This is a genomic window from Candidatus Defluviibacterium haderslevense (assembly GCA_016712225.1).
In the GTDB taxonomy this organism is placed as follows: Bacteria; Bacteroidota; Bacteroidia; order Chitinophagales; family Saprospiraceae; genus Vicinibacter; species Vicinibacter haderslevensis.
On record JADJRL010000003.1, the window covers coordinates 1188345 to 1210385 of the forward strand.

The 22041-nt window shown below is 33.3% G+C and carries 16 protein-coding genes; 10 read left to right on the top strand and 6 right to left on the bottom strand.

The window, feature by feature from the left end; all coding sequences use genetic code 11:
- Nucleotides 1-15: 15 nt before the first annotated feature.
- On the bottom strand, nucleotides 16-960 hold the full coding sequence (locus tag IPK88_04865) for a M48 family metalloprotease (GenBank protein MBK8242736.1): 945 nt from the start codon (nucleotides 958-960) through the stop codon (nucleotides 16-18).
- 139 nt (nucleotides 961-1099) lie between these two features.
- On the opposite strand from IPK88_04865, the gene IPK88_04870 reads away from it, so the two are divergent.
- The gene (locus tag IPK88_04870; GenBank protein ID MBK8242737.1) at nucleotides 1100-2536 is read left to right on the top strand and encodes a T9SS type A sorting domain-containing protein; all 1437 of its coding nucleotides are present in this window, start codon (nucleotides 1100-1102) and stop codon (nucleotides 2534-2536) included.
- 2 nt (nucleotides 2537-2538) lie between these two features.
- Here IPK88_04870 and IPK88_04875 read toward each other — a convergent pair whose 3' ends face one another.
- Both IPK88_04875 and IPK88_04880 read right to left on the bottom strand, forming a co-directional pair.
- Nucleotides 2539-3270, bottom strand: coding sequence for an FkbM family methyltransferase (locus tag IPK88_04875; GenBank protein MBK8242738.1), 732 nt, complete (start codon nucleotides 3268-3270; stop codon nucleotides 2539-2541).
- A 72-nt stretch (nucleotides 3271-3342) separates the two neighbouring features.
- Nucleotides 3343-4359, bottom strand: a complete 1017-nt coding sequence (locus IPK88_04880) for a hypothetical protein (protein ID MBK8242739.1) — start codon at nucleotides 4357-4359, stop codon at nucleotides 3343-3345.
- 98 nt (nucleotides 4360-4457) lie between these two features.
- Between IPK88_04880 and IPK88_04885 the strand changes: the two genes are divergently transcribed.
- From IPK88_04885 to IPK88_04895, 3 genes are all read left to right on the top strand, one after another.
- Nucleotides 4458-5063, top strand: coding sequence for a sigma-70 family RNA polymerase sigma factor (locus IPK88_04885; GenBank protein ID MBK8242740.1), 606 nt, complete (start codon nucleotides 4458-4460; stop codon nucleotides 5061-5063).
- 57 nt (nucleotides 5064-5120) lie between these two features.
- Entirely contained in the window at nucleotides 5121-5351 is a 231-nt protein-coding gene (locus IPK88_04890; protein ID MBK8242741.1) for a hypothetical protein, read from the top strand.
- A gap of 126 nt (nucleotides 5352-5477) precedes the next feature.
- Nucleotides 5478-7742, top strand: a complete 2265-nt coding sequence (locus IPK88_04895) for a sodium-translocating pyrophosphatase (GenBank protein MBK8242742.1) — start codon at nucleotides 5478-5480, stop codon at nucleotides 7740-7742.
- A gap of 78 nt (nucleotides 7743-7820) precedes the next feature.
- On the opposite strand, the gene IPK88_04900 is transcribed toward IPK88_04895, so the two are convergent.
- The 3 genes from IPK88_04900 to IPK88_04910 all read right to left on the bottom strand — a co-directional run bounded on the left by IPK88_04900 (nucleotide 7821) and on the right by IPK88_04910 (nucleotide 12050).
- The gene (locus IPK88_04900) at nucleotides 7821-10085 is read right to left on the bottom strand and encodes a helix-turn-helix domain-containing protein (protein MBK8242743.1); all 2265 of its coding nucleotides are present in this window, start codon (nucleotides 10083-10085) and stop codon (nucleotides 7821-7823) included.
- A 153-nt stretch (nucleotides 10086-10238) separates the two neighbouring features.
- Entirely contained in the window at nucleotides 10239-11141 is a 903-nt protein-coding gene (locus tag IPK88_04905; GenBank protein MBK8242744.1) for an ROK family protein, read from the bottom strand.
- A gap of 27 nt (nucleotides 11142-11168) precedes the next feature.
- Nucleotides 11169-12050, bottom strand: coding sequence for a hypothetical protein (locus tag IPK88_04910; GenBank protein MBK8242745.1), 882 nt, complete (start codon nucleotides 12048-12050; stop codon nucleotides 11169-11171).
- Between the two features lie 182 nt (nucleotides 12051-12232).
- Here IPK88_04910 and IPK88_04915 point away from each other — a divergent pair, with 182 nt between their 5' ends.
- The 6 genes from IPK88_04915 to IPK88_04940 all read left to right on the top strand — a co-directional run bounded on the left by IPK88_04915 (nucleotide 12233) and on the right by IPK88_04940 (nucleotide 21780).
- Nucleotides 12233-15589 (top strand): isoleucine--tRNA ligase, encoded by a 3357-nt coding sequence (locus IPK88_04915; protein MBK8242746.1) that lies wholly within the window; start codon nucleotides 12233-12235, stop codon nucleotides 15587-15589.
- 146 nt (nucleotides 15590-15735) lie between these two features.
- Nucleotides 15736-15927 carry a cold shock domain-containing protein gene (locus IPK88_04920; GenBank protein ID MBK8242747.1) on the top strand — a complete coding sequence of 64 codons (192 nt, stop codon included), beginning with the start codon at nucleotides 15736-15738 and terminating at the stop codon, nucleotides 15925-15927.
- Between the two features lie 162 nt (nucleotides 15928-16089).
- Entirely contained in the window at nucleotides 16090-17139 is a 1050-nt protein-coding gene (locus IPK88_04925) for an efflux RND transporter periplasmic adaptor subunit (GenBank protein ID MBK8242748.1), read from the top strand.
- Nucleotides 17140-17149: 10 nt separating this feature from the next.
- Nucleotides 17150-20215, top strand: a complete 3066-nt coding sequence (locus IPK88_04930) for an efflux RND transporter permease subunit (protein ID MBK8242749.1) — start codon at nucleotides 17150-17152, stop codon at nucleotides 20213-20215.
- On the top strand, nucleotides 20202-21497 hold the full coding sequence (locus IPK88_04935) for a TolC family protein (GenBank protein MBK8242750.1): 1296 nt from the start codon (nucleotides 20202-20204) through the stop codon (nucleotides 21495-21497). Before IPK88_04930 ends, IPK88_04935 begins: the two co-directional genes overlap by 14 nt.
- A gap of 67 nt (nucleotides 21498-21564) precedes the next feature.
- Entirely contained in the window at nucleotides 21565-21780 is a 216-nt protein-coding gene (locus IPK88_04940; protein ID MBK8242751.1) for a hypothetical protein, read from the top strand.
- Nucleotides 21781-22041: the final 261 nt, after the last annotated feature.

Here is a 22041-nt window from a genome sequence, read left to right on the forward strand (position 1 = left end):
TATCAACAATAAAACTTAAATACCGCCTTTTTTCAATTTTTTACTTGGTGCTGGCACATTTTGATCCCCAGTAGGTTTACCCTTAGAATCTAATCCGCCATCAGCAGGTTTGCTTGTATTAGTATTTGTTGGGATTCCTTGAGTCTTTACGGCTGGTGGTGGTGCGATATTATTAATTAATAATTTCATTTGCGCATATCTTGTCACATAAGTTTCTCTACCTAAACAATTAAGTGATTTCGCTTTTCCCTCTATGGAAGCTATCCGATTCGATGGATTAGGGTGCGTACTTAACCATTTAGGTGGTGTGGCCTGGCCTTGAATTTTTTTAAAAAAACCAGCTGCCCCGCTAGATACATAATCCGTGGGACACAAGTAAATAACAGAAAAAGAATCAGCTTCTGTTTCATGAGCACGACTAAAACTTAGACCAATTAAAGCGGTAGTTATTTGTTTAAGTGTTTCTTTATTGCCCAAAGCGGCATCAGCAAGTGCTTGTACACCGTAGACTTTGGTGAGTTGTCTGGTAGAATGCCGGTTTGCTGCATGTGCCATTTCATGTCCTAAAACACCAGCTAATTGATCTTCAGAGTCAAGGTATTTCATAAGCCCAGTATATAAGAAAATGTATCCACCAGGAGTAGCAAATGCATTTTGAACTTTATCATTATTGATGATACTGACCTTCCAAGCAAAATCTTTGGAATAAGCTACTTTACCAGAATTCAACAATTTTTTGACGATATCCCTGACATAATTATATAAAACCTCATTTCCAGCTTCTGGCACTATGGGATATTCTTTAGTATTTAGACTAATTTCTTCAGATACCTTTTTCCCTAACTCCACATCTTGACTTACAGAAAATAAGTTGGCTTCGTCCCATGTTTTCTTAAGAACGGAACATGAAGTACCCAGAAAAATTACAAAAACGGTAAAAATCGATAATTTCTTTTTCATAAGTTTATAAATAAACATAATGTAAATTTAGTTCATAATGTTAGTTAAATATTTCTTTCTGTGAGCCCAATGAATTATCCAATGGCTGTCTTAAAACGAAATTTTAATTACCTTTAGTCTTTAATTTTAGTTTCTGCCTATGTTTAAGAATGTTGTCCTTATATTATTTTTAATTTCAGTCAGGGAATCAATTGGCCAAAAATGGGTAGATACTGTTTATAATATTGCTGTTCAAAATAATATTACTTACGGTTCAGCCATTGATTTCGGTGGAAACCTAAAATCTTTAAAACTAGATATTGCTACTCCGATTGGAGATCATCATTCACCTTGTGGACGACCATTGATACTCATTATTCATGGTGGGGGATTTCTAGGTGGTTCCAAACAAGATGGATATGTTAGAAATTGGCTCCTTGATTTTGCAAAAAGAGGTTACACTACAGCGAGTATTGATTATCGATTAGGTATGTTTACTACAGAAAAAGAAATCCATTGCAACATTACCAATTTATTCAATTTTCCTTGGGATTGTATGAATGAAACAGATAGTATTGAATGGTATAGAGCCTATTTTCGAGCTATTCAAGATGCTCACAGAGCCATTCATTTTTTAATAAACGAGCCTTCTTATCAGATTGATCAAAGGAATGTTTTTGTTATTGGGGAAAGTGCTGGAGCCATTACCAGTCTGGGTTTTGTTTATTTAGATCACAAAAATGAACTCCTAAGTTTTTTTGGTTCGCAAAACACAGTAAAATCACCAAATAAAATATATGATTTTCCATGTATCCAAACTTTGGGCTTTGACACAAGTATTGCATCATTGACATTAGATCGTCCGGATTTAATAGGAGATCTGGATCCAACTCAAAATAGAAACTTTACCATTAAGGGGATCGCTTCCATTTATGGCGCTACGCTTCAAGATTTATTTACCAGTAACACGTATTCTAAAATTCCTCTTTTGTATATGTATCATCAACCCAATGATATTGTGGTGGATATGAATAGAAATAAGTTGCTGCAAGGAATTGAATCATGCGCAGCTAGTCTTGGTTCTTGCGGAACTTTAATTAACAGGCCTATGGCAAATGGTTCACAAGCCATAAATCAGGAAATTCTACGATTAAAAAATATTCCTTTTGAAGTTCCTGAGGTCACATTTGAAAAAACAAATAATCAAGTTGATTGCTTGGGACAGTTATTAAATCCTTCTGCAGCGGGACATTCCATAGATAATTATTGGACCAGAACCCTCGTTTTTGCTAAATTATTTGCTCAGAAAATTGAAGAGAGTGCTGCATGTTACACGACAACATCTAATGCAACATTACCATCAATTAAAATATTTCCTAATCCTGCAAAAACCAAATTGTATATAGATTTTCAGAAATATGATGAGGAAGGTTTTCAATTTAGTATCAACAATCTATCTGGAGTTACATTAATAAGTTCTGAAAATTTTCGGCACTTACCAAAAGAAATCAACGTTAGTTCAATAACCTCTGGTGTCTATATATTAACTGTAGTTACATTAAAAAACAGATGGAACTTTAAAATAGTTATTGATTAAAATTATAATTTCAGGTTTCTTTTTATAAAAAGTAAATTTCCTGCTATACTTGGCTGAAAGTCTTCATTAGGAATTATTTTATATTTATTCATCCTGATACATTCAAATGAATAATTAGATAATAAATTAATTACTTTCTGTAATTCTGATTTATTATATTCTAAAATAATTGCTTTTAGACACTGTGATTGTAAAAATCGATGCGCACCAAGTAACACTTTATAATCCTCTAATTCTGTATCTATTTTTATGATGTGAGCTTGTGGTAAATCATTAAGGTCATCCAGTCTTTTTACATCTACTTTTAATCCTGTGACTTGATCGCTTAAATGATTGTTGATATCTTGATTATTTGTAAAATAACTTTGACCATTTTTATTACTTAGTGCATAAGGTAATAATGTGTTCAGATGAGTGATAGCATTAAGTACTTGAATTTTTAAATTAATGGCTCTTGCACTTTCGTTTGGTTCAAACTGATAACATTGCAATTTTTTTATTTTGGAAAAATAAATACTATACAAACCAATATTGGCTCCAATATCAAAAAAAACATCCCCTGGTTTACAAACTAAATCTATCAATTGAAATTCTTCTTTATCCGAAATACCATAATAGTAGGGATTTTTTGTGGATTGAAAATCACGAGATACGATCCACTTAATTTGATCATGCCAAAGTATTATTTTGGTTTTTACAATTAGATTAATCCAAAACGATTTGAATAACAACATAATAAAGTACCTATTAGGATCTGCATATTTCCTAAAGAGTCTATATTTTTCAAAAATTCCCAAAGGAAATGGTTATTTGGATAATTGTTTGTTGAAATCTTGAAATGCTAACTCAAAATCCTGACCGATATAATTTGATAATTTATTTTTAGGAACATCTTTAATTTTTTCCAGCCAAATCAATTGATAAGGCGACAATAGAAATTCAATGGATTTTCCTTCGGCTAACAGGCTATTTATTTTGGCAGCTTGAAGAGCGCTCATTGGTATATGTTTATATTTCGTATTAAATAAATAGTATTTAAGTTCTTTGTCCGCTTTAAATGTACTATACTCTTTAATTGTAATATGTTCTTGTAATGATTTATTTTTTTTATCCATATAAACTTCATCAGCACAGTTTACTTTTTGACCCTGTTTAATCAAATCTGCACCCGATATTAATTTAGGATTATATTCTACTTCTACAACTTCCCGACCACTCATAAAACCGGCTGTAGTTGAAACGACACCATTTATTTTGCCATAATTTTTTTCCCCACTCCAAAAACAATACATTCCTAAAGTCATTTTTTCCGTTCCAGTGCTTTTAGCTTGTAACTCTTCTTCAAAAAGTTCTAAATATTTGGGTATTTTTTGATTCGTTTTAAGTAGTGTTGTAGTAATTTTAGATAAAAGTCCATAAGTAGTATAATTCCCATTCAACCTGTCAACAATAGGATTTAGTTTCGCATCAACAATTCGGACCACAGGGTTATTCCAGGCGGGCTCTCCAAATAAATCCAATACGTTTTTATCTTTACCTTGTTTGTTATTATAAATAGCTAATGGGACAAAATAGGTTTCTATTGATTCCAATATAAATGGATGACTAAGTACTTTATTTCCATAGGATTTGCAGGTTCCACATCCTGGAATTTCTTGAAATAGGATTAAGATGGGTTTTTTAGTTTTAAGGGACAAGGATTGGGCCAGGTCAAGGTCCCTATTCCATTTTATGAGTCCCAATTCTTCAGGCTGACTTTGTCCCAACACAGGATCAAACAGCGAGACCACAATGATTCCAATCAGAAAAAGACCTATTCTCATGAGCATTAATTTATGATAATTGAGATCTATTAATTAAACAATGAGTGCTAAAGATATGAATATGTATAATTTTACGTTCTTTGTGTTTAAATTAAAGATTGTTGAAACCAGTACCCTCAAATGCCCAGGATCGCTTCGAACAAGAGTTTTTGCCTCATCTGGAAGCATTAAATACGTTTGCTTTTCATTTAACTTACAACGAAGAAGATGCTGCAGATCTTGTTCAAGAGACTTATTTAAAAGCATTTAGATTCATAGATAAGTACGAAGATGGAACTAATGCAAAGGCTTGGTTGTTTAAAATACTGAAAAATGCTTATATCAACGACTATAGGAAGAAAAACAAGCGTCCTACACAGGTTGATTATGAGGATATTGTAAGTTTTCACGATGGTGAGGATAGTCATTTAAGCAGCTATCACGATTTGAGGGAGGAGATGTTCGATAATATGATGGGGGACGAAGTTACTCAAGCTATGAACGCTTTGCCGGAAGATTTTAAAACGGTGCTCTTATTGTGTGATATCGAAGAATTCACTTATGAAGAAATAGCCAAAATTCTTGATGTTCCTATTGGTACAGTAAGGAGTAGGTTATTTAGAGCTAGAAATTTGCTTAAAGAAAAATTAAAAAATTACGCCAAAAACCTTGGTTATAAAGACTTAAGGGGTGACAAAGATGACTTAACCATAGATTCAGAATAGGGATCGTGGTTTTATTTGTTTAAAATTTAAGAGTTATAAAAAACTAAATACTTTAGTATGACAAATTTTGACTTTTCAGAATTGGGGAAAAAAATCGGTTCATTTTTTGACAAAGACATGAGTCAGGATGACCAGAATGAGTTTCTAAAACAAATAAGTAATGACCCCAGTAGTCAAAATGCCTTTATGAGAGAACGAATCATCAGGGAAAAATTAAAATCAAGCTTACATCGTCCTATAGTATCACCAGGTTTGGTAGATCGTATAAAAAATGGAATTAAAAGGTAATTTACTTTTGCCTTTTTTCATCAAACTATTCGTCTGATTTATCGCATTTTCTCAGATGTAGTGGCATCTAAAAATTAGGATAGATATAAGAATCCTTTATCTTTGCGCACTTAAAACGATAAATCCATGGAAAATTTAGTCAATCTAATACCCTTATTTGGGGTTCTTGGTCTTCTTTATATGGCCTATTTGTATAATTGGGTATCAAAACAAGATGCCGGAGACGCCAAAATGAAATCTATCTCTGATGCTATTGCAGAAGGAGCTATGTCCTTTCTTAAAGCCGAATACCGCGTGTTATCCATTTTCGTGATTATTGCTGGTATTTTACTCGGATTATTAAGTACTCAAGTAGAAACTACACATTGGTTCATTGTTATTGCTTTTGTAATAGGAGCTGTATTTTCTGTATTAGCTGGTTTTATAGGAATGAAAATCGCCACAAAAGCTAATGTCAGAACCACTCAAGCAGCCCGAACCAGCCTAAGTAAAGCCTTGCAAGTGTCTTTTAGGGGCGGAACAGTTATGGGTCTTGGGGTAGCTGGACTTGCAGTTATCGGTTTGTGTTCGCTATTTGCCATTTTCTTTCAATATTATATGGGTGGTGTCTGGGCAGATTCAGCTATTAAAGGAATTTCAAGACCTCCTGTGCAAGCTATGGGTACCATTCTAGAGGTCCTTGCAGGATTCTCATTAGGTGCTGAATCTATTGCATTATTTGCACGCGTGGGTGGTGGTATTTATACCAAAGCTGCGGATGTAGGTGCTGATTTAGTGGGTAAAATCGAGGCTGGAATTCCCGAAGATGATCCAAGAAATCCAGCAACCATTGCAGATAATGTTGGAGATAATGTTGGGGATGTTGCAGGTATGGGTGCTGATTTATTTGGATCTTATGTAGCTACCGTATTGGCTGCAATGGTTCTTGGAAATTATGTCATTCGTGACATGGGTGGAAATATAACAAGTACAGACCATTTTGGAGGTTTAGGACCCATTATCTTGCCTATGTTAATGGCTGGAGTAGGTATCGTTTTTTCGATATTGGGTACTTTTTTTGTTAGCGTAAAAAATGATTTAGCCAAAGAAGCTCAAGTTCAATCTGCACTTAATATGGGTAATTGGAGCTCTATAATTATGACTGCTGTAGCTTCATTTTTTATGATACATTGGTTGTTACCAGAAGTTATGCAAATGAATTTTTTTGGTAGAGGATTGGTTACTGTAACTCCCAATGATGTTTTTTATGCGGTCTTAATAGGTCTATTCGTAGGAGGAGCTATTTCTTGGATGACAGAAGTCTTTACAGGCTTAGGAAAATTTGCAGTAAACGATATCGTACAAAAATCAGGAACTGGAGCGGCTACAAACATTATTGGAGGCTTAAGTTCTGGTATGTTGAGTACTGCAGGACCTGTTTTATTGTTTGCAGGAGCTATATGGGCTACCTACAGCTTAGCCGGTTTTTATGGTGTGGCAATAGCAGCTTCAGCGATGATGGCAACTACCGCTATGCAATTGGCGATAGACGCGTTCGGTCCAATTGCGGATAATGCAGGAGGTATAGCTGAGATGAGTGAATTACCCAAAGAAGTAAGAACAAAGACAGACATATTGGACTCTGTTGGTAATACTACTGCAGCTATTGGTAAAGGATTTGCGATTGCCTCTGCAGCTTTAACTGCACTTGGTCTATTTGCTGCATATGTAACTTTTACAGGAATTGATGGAATTAATATTTTTAAAGCTGATGTATTATCCGCCCTTTTCATTGGAGGTATGATCCCTGTAGTTTTTTCGGCATTAGCCATGCGATCTGTTGGAAAAGCTGCTATGGAAATGGTAAATGAAGTACGCCGACAATTCAGAGAGATTCCTGGAATTATGGAAGGCACTGGAAAACCAGAATACGCTAAATGTGTGGCTATATCAACTAAAGCCGCACTTAAAGAAATGATGTTACCGGGATTAATTACCATATCAGTTCCTATTATTATTGGGTTTGTAATGGGTCCGGAAGCTTTAGGTGCTTATATGGCTGGAGTTTGTGTTAGTGGTGTAGTTTGGGCCATTTTTCAAAATAATGCAGGTGGCGCATGGGATAATGCTAAAAAATCTTTTGAAGCTGGTGTAGAAATTAATGGTGAGAAATTTTTTAAAGGTTCTGAGCCGCACAAAGCAGCAGTGATTGGAGATACTGTTGGTGATCCATTCAAAGATACTTCAGGTCCTTCTATGAATATATTAATCAAGTTAACTTGTTTGGTTGGACTTACTATAGCACCTATTCTTGGTGAATTATATGGATCCGTGAAACATGAAACTCCCATTCAAAATATGCAACAGCAAATGGAACAAGGATTAAAAGAAGGAAAGCGATTAATCCAATAAAAATAAATAAAATAAGTAATAGAACCGCAATATGTCACCATGTTGCGGTTTTTTTTTGAAACTAAAGACAACTTAAACTCAGTCCTTCTTTAAGCTTGCTTTATACAATCTCAATTCATCCCAAGTAAATTGATCGTCATATTTTTCTTTAATTTCGGATAAGGTAATACCGTTGAAGTCCTTAAAAGACATGGATAAATCCCTAATTTTATCTGATGGCAAAACATCTGAAAGAAGCATAATATCTGATTCTATTAGTTTAGCTAGATGGTTGGATATGGTTTGTGGAGTTAGTTTTCTGATTAATGCAATGTCATCAAAAGATATTTTTTGTTGCCATAATTCATAGGTTACAATATGACTTGGTTTCTTAAGTTCTTTTGATTTTTTATTCTTTTCATAATAGTTTGTATCTTCAAAATAATCTGGGTTGTCTTGCTTTTTTCTCTCTTTGATTTGTACTAATTTGTTGAATTTATAATTTTTTATTTCATCAGAATTTAAATTTTCCTTACAAATAGTTTTTCCATCCACCATTGATTCGATAAGCAGTTTTGCCTTCATCAATCTCAATACTGCATTCATTTGTAATTCTTCTAAAATTTGTAATTCAGCATAATATTCTTTAACTTTTTTTACCCCTTTTAAATATTCAAGTTTGCTTAATATTTCATCTAAAATGGGATCCAATTTATTAAAAAAATAGGTATAGGCTGCATTTAATCTTGTATTCAAAAAATTAAGGTCTATTGGTTCCGATTGAAATATATGATCTAGTTGAAATATAAATTTGGAAGCTGGTTCTAATAATTCACTCCATTGATTAAGCATTTGTACTGCCCATTTTTTGTGTTTAGATTTTTCCGATTTTATCGTTTCTTCAACATAATTATTAATATGATTCTTCCATTCTTGAACTATTGGTTTCCATTGAAAACTATTATTTAAATATTGATGGATAAATATTTTAGTTTCCACTTGAAGCGTATTTTGAAGTATTTCTGTCGGCGTTTTGTTAGAAGCATAATCCATCACATCATGGTCGTTTGTTATGCCATTCATATGCATTTTAGACAATAAAATTAAACCTCCCAACGATCGAAGCCGGGATAAAGCAACATAAGCCTGTCCCGGTGCAAATACCTCAGAAACATCAAGCGCTGCTTTGTCAAAAGTTAATCCTTGACTTTTATGAACTGTAATAGCCCAGGCTAATTTTAAAGGATATTGTGTAAATGTACCGATTACTTCCTCTGTAATCTCTTTTGTCATATCATCAACACGATATCGTATATTTTCCCAGATATAGGGTTCAACTTCGATGGTTTTCTTTTCTTCTGGAAAATGAACTAAAATTTCTTGATCAGATAATGATTTAATGACACCCATTTTTCCATTGAAGTAATTCTTTTCAATAGATGAATCATTTTTAAGAAACATGATTTGTGCCCCAACTTTTAGTTCAAGATTAGAATCCATTGGAAACATTTTTTCAGGAAAATCATCGATTATTTGAGCTTTATAGGTTTTAGCTTCTCCATTCAAATTTAGTAGGGCTTGACTATTAATAGCATCCGCCTTAACATTGTGTGTAGTTAGAATGATATATCCTGTGCTCTTTTTTAAATCAAAATTTGTTTGAACATATTGATTTAATACGTCCACATCCAATTGAGAAATATGATTATTTCTTAAGTTATTTAATATTCTAATAAACGTGTCATCAGATTGTCTAAAAACCTTCGAAAGTTCTATATAAAGTGGTGGATTTTGTTGAATAATAGGAGCGTGAAAGAAAAATTTTCCAGTATAATATTTTTTTAAAACTTGCCATTCATCTTGACGAATTACAGGCGGCAATTGCAATAGATCTCCAATAAACAGTATTTGCACACCACCAAAGACTGAATTATTTTTTCTAATTTTTTGCATAACAAAATTCATGGCTTCCAATAGATCTGAACGCAACATGCTTACTTCATCGATAATCAACAAGTCAATATTTTGAATAACCGATTTTTTAATACCACTCATTTTAAAATGTCTTAAAATGGTATCTTTATTTTCAAATCTTAAATGTTCTGGAAAGATGTCTGTAACGTTCCTTTCAGGTATAAATCCGCCAAAAGGCAGTTGAAACATGGAATGGATCGTCACACCTCCTGCATTCAAAGCGGCAATTCCCGTAGGTGCAACAACTATAGTATTTTTATGCATGGATTGGATAATTTCCTTTAATAAGGTGGTTTTACCGGTTCCTGCTTTTCCAGTTAAAAATACGGATCGATTGGTTTGATTGATAAATTTCAATACAAATTGAGCTTCAGTGGATTTAACTTCCATAAAGTAAAAATTTTAGGTTTTGATAGTCAATTGTAAATGACTAACCAAGTGTTAATTAATGAATTAGGTGTTCAATTAGAAATTAGTGTATTCCCAATTATACAGTAAAAATAAACATATTCTAAACATGAAGAATAATTTATGCCTCATTATTTATAATAGTGCTGCACCAATAACGCCCGCACTATCTCCCAACTTAGGTCGCAAGAACAAGGTATTCAATTCACCATTGAAAAGATGTTTTAGAACTTCTTCTTTACCACGTTCGTAGATAACATCTAAATTACCAACTCCCCCTCCAAAAACTATTACTTCAGGATCTACAATATTTATTACACATGCTATTGCTCTTCCAAAATAATGCATCATTCGATCAATCGTTGCCACGGCATTAGGATCATGACCTTGATACAATTTATAAATTTCTTTTAATTTCAATTTATTACCACTCAAATTGTAATAATGATTTTCGGTAGCCGGTCCTGAAATAAAAGTTTCAACGCAACCTCTTTGACCACAATAACATAGTTCTCCATGCTCATCAAGACTATTATGTCCCCATTCTCCACCGATACCATGTTTTCCATTAATTACTTTTCCATTAACTACTATACCACTTCCGACACCAGTACCCATTATTACACCAAAAACGACTTCTGGATTTTTAACAAAGTCAGGCACCACACCAAGATGTGATTCTGCCATAGCAAAACAATTAGCATCATTGGCCATTCTAACTTCAATACTAAGTAGCTGTTGAAGATCTTCTTTCATCGGTTTTCCAATAATACATTTAGTATTACTATTCTTAATGAGATGAGTTGTAAAATCAATGATTCCAGGTGTTCCAATGCCGATACGATGTGGCTTTTGTCCAGTTTCTTCAATTAATAATCCTACTAATTTTTTAAATTGATTTAATACATGTTCATATCCAAATTCCTGTTCAGTTGGAATTCTCAATCGACTCAGGATATTAAGCTGAGGTGATGTCTCTATAACAACACCTTCAATTTTTGTCCCTCCCATATCAATTCCCCAAAACAATTCAGACATAAAAACACATTTTTAAATTATAAAAAATTAAATTTTATGGATATTATATTCAGGACAAATAACGTGTAATTTTTTTGTGAGAACTTCAAATTTAACTTGTGAAACTTCGCCTTTATACTCACCATCAATATGAAAATCTGTTGGCTTATCTACCCGAATTACTTCATTCTGATAAGAAATTATTTTTCCTAATCTGTGATGGTCAAAAGTTCCAGAAAATACTGCCCATAATATGGATGGTATTTGGAACCATTTGGGCTTAGTCAATAAAACCACCTCGGCTATACCATCGATTACATTTGAATGTGGTGATATTCTTGCATTGTTGCCCAATTGATTCGAATTGGCAATTTCCAGACTCAAAATATTTTTAAAAGTGGCATCTCCTATGGTTACATTCATCGCCGTGCTTTTCTTAAATTTGCCCAATCCTAGACGCATATATGACAAAAACCCACGATGACCGTCATTACCAAAAAGCTTTGCGACATATGCGTCAAACCCAAGCCCTGCAGTATTACAAGATATAGAATCATTAACTTGAATAACATCAGACAAAATGCTGTGCTGATTTTTTATTAATTTAAAACAATGATCAATATTTTTTGGTATTTTTAAATGACTAGCAAAACCATTTCCAGAACCGGTTGGAATGATTCCCATTTTTGTTGAAGTGTTCACTAAGGCCTGTGCAATTTCATTGATTGTTCCGTCACCTCCAATGGCTATGATAATGTAATTTGGAATTTCTGCATATTTAGAAGCTATTACTGTGGCATGCTTTGGAAATTCTGTAAACTCAATAATGAATTGATCCGACTTAAAAAATGATTTAATTTTGGCAGGTAAAATTTTATTTTTTGCGGATCCAGATTTTGGATTAATAATAAAAACAAAAGTTGGTGCCATATATTTTATATAAGGAATGAAATTATTTATTTCTGATAGTGATTACTGGCTCCATTTCAATGTTTGAACAAAGATAAGTAAAAGCTTATTCATTTAGTCTTTCGTATAATGATAGATCTATAAAATATTAGTCTTTTGGTCTGTTTCAATTATCTTTGCGACTTATTTTAATTTTATTGGGTATGTATCAAGTCATTAAAAGTTTAAGTTTACCAGATATTGACAAAGAAATATTAAGCTTTTGGGAAGATCATAAAATCTTTGATAAGAGTGTATCAAATCGTCAAGGCGCTCCAACATTTGTATTTTATGAGGGACCTCCATCAGCTAATGGAAAACCAGGCATCCATCATGTTATGGGTCGGGCAGTGAAAGATATTTTTTGTAGATATCAAACATTGATTGGCAAACAAGTACATCGAAAAGGTGGATGGGACACCCATGGATTACCCATTGAATTAAGTGTCGAAAAAGAATTGGGAATAACCAAAGAAGACATAGGAATAACTATTTCTATTGAAGATTATAATGCTAAATGCAAAGCAACGGTCATGCGTTATAAAAATGAATGGGATGATCTGACCAGAAAAATGGGTTATTGGGTTGATTTAGATCATCCTTATATGACTTTTGAAAATGAGTATATTGAATCTGTTTGGTATTTATTGAAAGAAATATTCGATAAAAATTTATTGTATAAAGGTTATACCATTCAACCTTACTCACCGGCTGCCGGAACTGGATTAAGTTCCCATGAAGTAAATCAACCAGGATGTTATCGCGAAGTTAAAGATTTATCAGCAGTGGCATTATTTCAAGTTGATGTATCATCATATAATGAAAAACAACAATTAATCTTTAAACATTTCCCTATATCCATTGCTGCCTGGACTACTACACCTTGGACCTTGCCAAGTAATACTGCCTTGGCTGTTGGAGAAAAAATTAAATATTGTTTGGTTGAAACCTGGAATCCATACACTAAGGATAAAAATTATATTGTCATGGCACAGGCTTTAGTTTCAAAATGGTTTAAGCCAGAACATGAATATGCTTCTAATGAAGAACTTCCCGAACCTATTGATAAATTAATTCATTATAAAATACTTCTAGATGAGATTACTGGGATTGATTTGGTAGGCTTAAAATATGAACCGTTATTTAATTATGCTAGACCTTCAGAGGGTAAATCTTATGAAGTAATAAGTGGAGATTTTGTTTCTACCGAAGATGGTACCGGTATTGTACATATTGCCCCATCCTTTGGAGCAGATGATATGAGAGTGGCTAAAAAGAATGGCATTGGAGCGCTAACTTTAGTGGATAAACAAGGTCGATTCACAGATGAAGTATATGATTTTGCGCATGAATATGTAAAGGAAGATTATTTGTCTATTGAAGAAAAAGAAAGTGAAAAAATTCGACTTGGATTAGACCGATACTTATCGGTTGACGAAAGATTGATTATTAAATTAAAGAAAGAAGGTAAATTACTTAATGCTCAGAAATATTCCCACAATTATCCGCATTGCTGGCGGACAGATAAACCTATTTTGTATTATCCATTAGACAGTTGGTTTATCAATGTGACTTCCAAAAAGGATCGTTTGGTAGAACTCAACAAAACCATTAATTGGAAACCAGAATCTACCGGTACTGGTCGTTTTGGAAATTGGTTAGAGAATCTTCAAGATTGGAATTTGTCTAGATCCCGATTTTGGGGAATTCCATTACCTATATGGAGAAATGAAAGTGGTACCGTTACTAAATGCATTGGTTCAATGGCCATGTTAGCGGAAGAAATTAATAAAGCAAATGTCAAATTCAATTTAAAACAAACATTGCCAAAAGATTTACATCGTCCTTTTATTGATGAAATCGTTTTAGTGAGTGATGACGGAAATGAAAAATTGGTACGCGAAACTGATCTCATTGATGTTTGGTTTGATAGTGGAGCTATGCCTTATGCACAGATACATTATCCATTCTCGGGAGAAAAACTCGAGGGTAAATTATTTCCAGCTGATTTTATTGCAGAGGGGGTTGACCAAACTCGTGGATGGTTTTATACTTTGCATGCTATAGCTGGGTTGGTATTTGATAGTGTAGCTTATAAAACCGTGGTTTCAAATGGCCTAGTTCTTGACAAGAATGGTGAAAAAATGTCAAAACGCAAAGGAAATGTTGTCGATCCTTTTGAAACTATAAACACCTTCGGTGCAGATGCTCCAAGATGGTATATGGTGAGTAATGCTGATCCGTGGGAGAATTTAAAATTTGATCTCGATGGAATTATGGAGGTTCGCAATAAGTTTTTTGGAACATTATTCAATACTTATAATTTCTTTGCAATATATGCTAATGTAGACCAATTCAAAATGGACCACCAAAGCAAAGTTCCAATACAGGAAAGGCCAGAATTGGATCAATGGATCATTTCTAAATTACAATCTTTGATCAAAGGGTATCGTAAGTTTATGGATGATTACGAACCAACACAGGCTACTCGGCTTGTAGAAATTTTTGTTGGAAATGATTTATCAAATTGGCATGTTAGATTGTCGCGAAAACGTTTTTGGAGAACCGATTCGACTATAGAAAAGAAGGCTGCATTTGAAACTTTATATGAATGTTTATATACAGTGAGTCAATTGATAGCACCCTTTGCACCATTTTTTGGAGAATGGCTTTACAGAGGACTTACCCTTCAACATGAACCATCTGGTCAATCGAATTCGAATGCAATTTCAGTTCATCTAACAGACTTACCAGTTTGTAATGAAGGATGGATAGATTTAGCCATGGAGCGAAGAATGGAGCTTGCTCAGAACATCTCTTCATTAGTACTTTCATTGCGAAAAGGTCAAAAAATCCGTGTAAGACAACCTTTAAAACAAATATTAATTCCAATCATTGCTGATCAGATGAAATTGGATATTATTAAAATTGAAGAATTAATTAAAGCAGAAGTTAACATTAAGGAGATTAATTTTATCACCAATCAAGATAATATTATTGTTCGTAAAGCCAAACCTAATTTTAGAAATCTTGGGAAAAAATTGGGTAAGAATATGCAAGCCGCTATAACTATCATTCAAGATCTTGAAGCAAGTCAATTGGACGTTTTGCAGACGGGCCATTCCATTCAAATTGTTGTTGATGGACTTTCTTACGAAATTGGGAAAGATGATGTGGAAATTATTTCAGAAGATATCCCAGGTTGGTTAGTTGGTACGAGTGATCATATTACTGTAGCATTAGATATCAGTATAACGGATGCGTTGTTAGCTGAAGGAACGGCTCGCGAATTGATCAATAGAATTCAAAATATTCGAAAACTGAAAGATTATCAAATTACAGATCGCATTAAGGTACAATTGGAATCTCATGCATCAATACTTTCTGCATTAGAGGCTCATAAACAATTAATTTGTACAGAGACTTTGTCAAAATCAATTGAATTGGTCAATTCAACATTTGAAGAAAAAATGGATTTATTTGAAGATTGTGTACTTGGATATAGTATCGATTTAGCATAAAAAGATATTATAATAATTTGATATAAGTATTTAAAAATAGGCAAATTGCCAGTTATTTTGATAATTTGCTGTTAATTTTAGGGCATATTGGACTTTTCCCATGAATTATATGTTACCTTTGATTATTAAATTTAAATTTTTATATAATGAGTAAAGGAATTGTTAAGTTTTTCAATGATGCCAAAGGTTTTGGTTTCATTAAGGATTCAGAATCAAGTAAAGAGTATTTTGTACACGTTAATGGAATAGTCGATAAGATTAGAGAAAACGACGAAGTAACTTTTGACCTTGAGGAAGGAAGAAAAGGATTAAATGCAGTAAACGTTAGACAAGCATAGTTTAATTATTTGCCTATTTAAAATTTATAGCCCTACAAAATTGTGGGGCTATTTTTTTTGTATTACTCTCAACTTATATTGAAAAACTAAACCAGTTTATTCTTGTTAGATTAAGAAACAAAATAAAATCTGGGACTAAGTGTCTTTAAAGAGGAAAAACATATGAATCGTTATTTATCATATATATTATTCTTGAACCTATTGTGTTGGGTGTCCTGTAAAGAATCAAAAACTGCAGAAGGTCCAAATAGTTCGACAACAGCTGTACGGGCAATGACAGCAGATGGATATATTGTTAAAGAAAGTACATTGTCCGAATCTGTTTCTACACCTGGAAACATAATTCCATTTGAATCAACAGATATCCAATCTGAAGTATCCGGTCGGATTACCTTTCTTAATATTAAAGAAGGAGCCACGGTACCTTCTGGATTTTTATTAGCAAGTGTAAATGATGAGGAATTGCAAGCAAGATTAAAAAAGTTAAAAATCCAATTACAAATTGCACAAAATACCGAAAAGCGACAATCTGAGTTATTACAGATTAAAGGCATTGGGCAACAAGAATATGAAATGTCACTACTTGAATTAAATAATTTAAAAGCAGATATTGAAATTATTGCATCTCAAATAGAGAAAACCAAAATCAAAGCACCATATGCTGGAAGATTAGGACTGCGATCAATAAGCTTTGGGGCTTACATTACTCCTCAAACGATATTAACCACTATTAGTCAGGTTAACCAGTTGAAATTGGAATTTTTATTAAACGAAAAAAATATCAATAAAATAAAAATTGGGGATCCAATACAATTTACTTGTAATGGCAGTAATAAAATCTATAAGGCTCGCATTATAGCTATGGAGACTGGTATTGAAATTAATAGTCGATCACTTAAAGTTAGAGCTTTGGTAGATAATAATGATGGGTTCATTAAGCCCGGAAATTTTGCAAATGTATTATTTGAATTTGATCCTAATAATAAAGCACTCATGATTCCCACACAAGCTGTTATTCCTCAAGCTAGGGATAAGAAAGTAATTGTCTATAAAGGGGGGAATGTTGTATTCCAAAAAGTTATTCTGGGAATGAGAGACTCATCAAAAATTCAGATTGTCTCGGGACTATCCGTAGGTGATACGATACTCATCAGTGGTCTATTATCCATTAAGCCCAATTCAAAAGTTGCTTTAAATCCATTGACCGAATAACTGGAATACTATGAATATTTCCCATTTTAGTTTGAGAAGACCAGTGTTTGCAGTGGTCATGAATATTGTAATTGTTTTATTCGGTATCATTGGATTTAGATTTTTAGGTGTTAGAGATTTTCCGGCCATTGATCCTCCTACAGTATCCATAAAAACAAATTATCCAGGTGCCAATGCAGATATCATTGAATCACAAATATCTGAACCATTAGAGAAAGCCATCAATGGGATTGCCGGAATTAAAAATATTACCTCATTAAGTAGTCAAGGATCAAGCAGCATAAATGTTGAATTTGAGCTGAATGAAGACATGGAATCAGCAGCTAATGATGTTAGGGATAAAGTAGCACAAGCCATTCGAAATTTACCTTCTGATTTAGATGCACCACCTGTAGTAAGTAAGGCCGATGCTAGCTCTGAATCGATTTTGTCCATGACCGTCAAAAGTGATACGAAAAACCAATTGGAACTTACTGAATTTGCAAACAATAATTTATTAGAAAAGCTTCAAACTATTCCTGGGGTGAGTAGTATTATGATTTGGGGTGAGAAAAAATATGCGATGCGCATCTGGATGGATCCAGTTAAGTTGAATGCATTTGGGCTTACTGTTCAAGATATTCAAGAAGCCTTGATTAAGGAGAATATTGAGATGCCCGCAGGAAAAATATCTGGAAATACGAGTGAGTTATCCGTTAGAACATTTGGAAGATTACAAACAGAAGAAGATTTTAATCAATTAATCATCAAGAATCTTGGTGGATCTGAGATTAGAATCAAAGACATTGGGGAAGCAGTTCTTGGCCCGGAAAATGAAGAAACCGTACTTAAAGAAAGTGGTGTACCCATGATCGGTATGGCATTATCTCCACAGCCAGGAGCTAATTATGTTGCTATTTCTGATGAATTTTATAAGCGTTATGAACAAATCAAAAAAGACTTACCCAAGGAATTTGAGATTAACATAGCACTTGATCAGGCTAAGTTTATCAAGCAATCTATACTAGAAGTCAAGGAAACTTTAATCATATCTATAATACTTGTCATTTTAATAGTGTTCTTATTTTTTAGAGATTGGTTAATTGCGATCAGGCCATTAATAGATATTCCCGTTTCCTTAATTGGATCTTTTTTTATTATGTATTTGTGTGGGTTTACGATAAATGTACTCACGTTATTGGCAATTGTATTAGCTACAGGACTTGTAGTTGATGATGGTATTGTCGTAACAGAGAATATATTTAAAAAAATGGAAGCCGGCATGGGTAAGTATAAAGCTGCCCGGGAAGGTTCTCAGGAAATTTATTTTGCAGTGATCTCAACATCAATAACCTTAGCTGTTGTATTTCTTCCCATTATTTTTCTTGAAGGTTTCGTGGGCCGATTGTTCAGAGAATTTGGAATCGTTGTGGCTGGAGCAGTACTTATTTCTGCGTTTGTGTCGTTGACCTTGACTCCGATTCTCAATGTTAAATTCAGTCGAAAAGTTTTTTCCCATTCATGGTTTTACAGAAAGACAGAGCCCTTTTATATTTGGTTAGAAGAATCTTATCATGGTTCTTTAAGATTTTTTTTAAGGACTAAAATTTTAGCTTGGGTCGTTCTATTGGTTTGTTTTGGATCTATCTATTATTTTGGAAAAAATTTAAAATCAGAATTGGCTCCTCTGGAAGATCGAAGTCAATTCAGGTTATCCTTGACAGCACCAGAAGGAAGTTCCTACGAATATATGGATCAGTATATTGATAAGTTAAGTCAATTTTTATTAGAGTCCGTCCCGGAAAAAAACATTATACTTAGTGTTACCGCCCCTTCTTTTATTGGCTCAGGTGCTGTAAATACAGGATTTATTAGAGTTGTGTTGTGTGATCCAAATAAGCGTCAACGCAGTCAGGATCAAATTGTACAAGTGGTTAGTAAAAGTTTATCTAAATTCCCAGAAGGAAAAGCATTTCCAATTCAAGAACAAACCATTTCCGTAAATAGAAGAGGTGGACTTCCTGTTCAATTTGTAATACAACATGTAGATTTTAATAAGATCAAAGAAATCCTTCCAAAATTTATAGAAGAGGCTAATAAGAACCCGGTATTCCAACAAGTGGATGTAGATTTGAAATTCAATAAACCAGAATTACATGTTGAAATTGATCGTCCAAAAGCTGCTTCATTGGGAGTAAGTATTGAGGAAATTGGTCAAACTATTCAATTAGCGTATAGCAATCGACGTGTCGGTTATTTTACTAAAGATGGGAAACAATATCAGGTGATTGGTCAAATTGAAAAAAATGAGCGCGATGAACCTGCTGATCTCAAATTGTTATATGTCAAAAGTAAATCAGGACAATTAATCGCTTTAGATAATCTGGTAACGTTGAATGAAGCGACTTCAACACCAACTATTTATCATTTTAATCGATACAAATCGGCCACAATTTCTGCTGGGCTTGCATCAGGCAAATCTTTAGGTGAAGGAATAAAAGCTATGGAGGATATTGGCAAAAAATTATTAGATCCTAGTTTTTCCACGGCACTCTCAGGACCATCAAGAGATTTTAAAGAAAGTTCAAGTAATGTTGGATTCGCATTTATATTAGCATTAATATTAATTTTTTTAATCTTGGCTGCACAGTTTGAAAGTTTTAGTGATCCGATCATTATTATGATCACGGTTCCATTAGCTATGGCTGGAGCATTATTTTCTCTGTGGTTTTTTGATTTAACTATAAATATTTTTTCCCAGATTGGAATGATTATGCTAATAGGTTTGGTTACGAAAAACGGCATTTTGATTGTTGATTTTGCCAATAAAAAAAGAATGCTGGGAATAGAAAAAAATGTAGCCATATTAGAAGCCGCAACCCAACGAATGAGACCTATACTTATGACAAGTCTTGCTATGGCACTTGGAGCCTTGCCCTTAGCACTATCATTTGGTGCCGCATCGGCGAGTCGTGTACCATTAGGCGTAGTCATTATTGGTGGAATTATTTTTGCCCTATTATTGACACTTTTTATTGTTCCTGCCATGTATTTATTTCTTTCATCCAAAAAAGATCCAATAAATGAAGATCTTTAATTTAGTCGTGTATTTATTCTGTGGAATAAACTTAATGGGACAGTCTAATTTACTTAGTCTGGATCAAGCCATTATGGAGGGGGTCCAAAATAATCTTGGTATAAAAATGATCAAACAAGATGAAGAAATTGCTGAAATCAATAATCATTGGGTCAATGCAGGAGCTTATCCTGAGATCATAGCATCAATGAACCCATCCATTTCATCCAATAATTTAGACCAAAAATTATCGAATGGAACCAATATTCACTCCAATAATGTATTGTTCAAAAACAGTAATGCTGATTTAAAATTAAACTGGAATGTATTCAACGGATTCAAAGTATTTGCCACCAAAGAAAAACTAAAGCAATTACAAGACATTGGAAGTTTAAATGTAAAACAGTCAATCAATGAATTAATATATAATATAATATTGACCTATACTGATATTCTTAGATTGCAAGAACAAATTGGGGTTGTTAAAGAACAAATAAACATAGCAGATATTAGATTGGGTATACAACAAAAAAAATTTGATCTAGGTACGACGGGAAAACCAGAATTAATTGCTGCACAAATAGATCATAATGAATTGCTGAACCTACAATTGAATCTAACTCGTGATCAACAAAATAAAAAAAGTTTGTTGGAACATTTAATGGGCAGAACAGTGGAAGACAAAAGACAAATTCAAGATTCCATTCAATTAATTCCACTTGCTCCTTTGAATGATTATTTAATTCAATTATCAAATCAAAGTCCCGAACTATTAATGGCCTATAAAGACCTTGAAATTACAAAACTGAACAAGAAAGAAATTAATGCTTTAAAATATCCCAATGTCAATTTAATAGCCGCATATAATTTTAATAGAAGTCAAAATGAAGCAGGATTTAGCCTTTTGAATCAAAGTTATGGTCCCCAAGGGCTCATAAATATTTCAATACCTATATATAATGGTGGCTATATACGCAGACACTCCAGAGTTGCTGATCTTCAAATTAGGAAAAAAGAAATAAGCCTTGAAGAATTATTGGATAATTCAAGAATGATCCTCAGACAAAATTATCAGAGTTACCTTTCCTTAATTGAGCAAATTGAAATCACCAAGAAAAATTTAGCATTAGCTCAGGAGAACCTTAATATTGCGGTCCAAAAACTACAGTTTCAAAGTATTGGAATTGTTGAATTCAGACAAATACAATTCGACGTGATCGAAATAAATACAAAATTGTATGATTTAAAGTATGAAGCCAAAAGGCTCGCCAGTAATATTTATTTAATAACAGGATCATTTTAATATATGGAGTATATTATGATCAAATATTTTGTTTTAACTTTGTTCAACTATTAAAAAAATTCAAGCCATGACAGAAGAGAATCTAGACAAAATTAAGGATAGTGAAAACGTAGAAGAGACACCAAAACCTGTGACTAAAATCGTGCCTAAGGCTAAAAGTAGTAATTTAACCCATCCAGGTTTTAATCACAATAAAAACATTTCCAAATTCAAAGGACCAAATTTTTCACAGAAACGAGGTGGTGGAAATAAAAATATGGCCTCAGGAAAGAAGGGAAAATAGAAATTAAACTATTGGAATTTTAAAGGTTCGCTCTAATTTTGAATTGAACAATTGAGTCAATTTTATAATTGAAATAATTGATTTCATTTAAATGAATGGTGCTGAAGACTGAACATAAATGAATAATAATAACTCAATCTTGCAGGGTTCAAAGTAAAACTACACTTTATTTCATGAAATCTTGTTGCATAAACTGGATTAAATTGTCCTGTTTGATTAAAAATAACTCTTATACTGCATAATCTGGAGCACATTGACTCA

Excerpts from the sequence above, each read along its gene's own strand:
- IPK88_04865 (MBK8242736.1), bottom strand. The coding sequence starts at position 960 with ATGAAAAAGAAATTATCGATTTTTACCGTTTTTGTAATTTTTCTGGGT.
- IPK88_04870 (MBK8242737.1), top strand. The coding sequence starts at position 1,100 with ATGTTTAAGAATGTTGTCCTTATATTATTTTTAATTTCAGTCAGGGAA.
- IPK88_04875 (MBK8242738.1), bottom strand. The coding sequence starts at position 3,270 with ATGTTGTTATTCAAATCGTTTTGGATTAATCTAATTGTAAAAACCAAA.
- IPK88_04880 (MBK8242739.1), bottom strand. The coding sequence starts at position 4,359 with ATGAGAATAGGTCTTTTTCTGATTGGAATCATTGTGGTCTCGCTGTTT.
- IPK88_04890 (MBK8242741.1), top strand. The coding sequence starts at position 5,121 with ATGACAAATTTTGACTTTTCAGAATTGGGGAAAAAAATCGGTTCATTT.
- IPK88_04895 (MBK8242742.1), top strand. The coding sequence starts at position 5,478 with ATGGAAAATTTAGTCAATCTAATACCCTTATTTGGGGTTCTTGGTCTT.
- IPK88_04900 (MBK8242743.1), bottom strand. The coding sequence starts at position 10,085 with ATGGAAGTTAAATCCACTGAAGCTCAATTTGTATTGAAATTTATCAAT.
- IPK88_04905 (MBK8242744.1), bottom strand. The coding sequence starts at position 11,141 with ATGTCTGAATTGTTTTGGGGAATTGATATGGGAGGGACAAAAATTGAA.
- IPK88_04910 (MBK8242745.1), bottom strand. The coding sequence starts at position 12,050 with ATGGCACCAACTTTTGTTTTTATTATTAATCCAAAATCTGGATCCGCA.
- IPK88_04915 (MBK8242746.1), top strand. The coding sequence starts at position 12,233 with ATGTATCAAGTCATTAAAAGTTTAAGTTTACCAGATATTGACAAAGAA.
- IPK88_04920 (MBK8242747.1), top strand. The coding sequence starts at position 15,736 with ATGAGTAAAGGAATTGTTAAGTTTTTCAATGATGCCAAAGGTTTTGGT.
- IPK88_04925 (MBK8242748.1), top strand. The coding sequence starts at position 16,090 with ATGAATCGTTATTTATCATATATATTATTCTTGAACCTATTGTGTTGG.
- IPK88_04930 (MBK8242749.1), top strand. The coding sequence starts at position 17,150 with ATGAATATTTCCCATTTTAGTTTGAGAAGACCAGTGTTTGCAGTGGTC.
- IPK88_04935 (MBK8242750.1), top strand. The coding sequence starts at position 20,202 with ATGAAGATCTTTAATTTAGTCGTGTATTTATTCTGTGGAATAAACTTA.
- IPK88_04940 (MBK8242751.1), top strand. The coding sequence starts at position 21,565 with ATGACAGAAGAGAATCTAGACAAAATTAAGGATAGTGAAAACGTAGAA.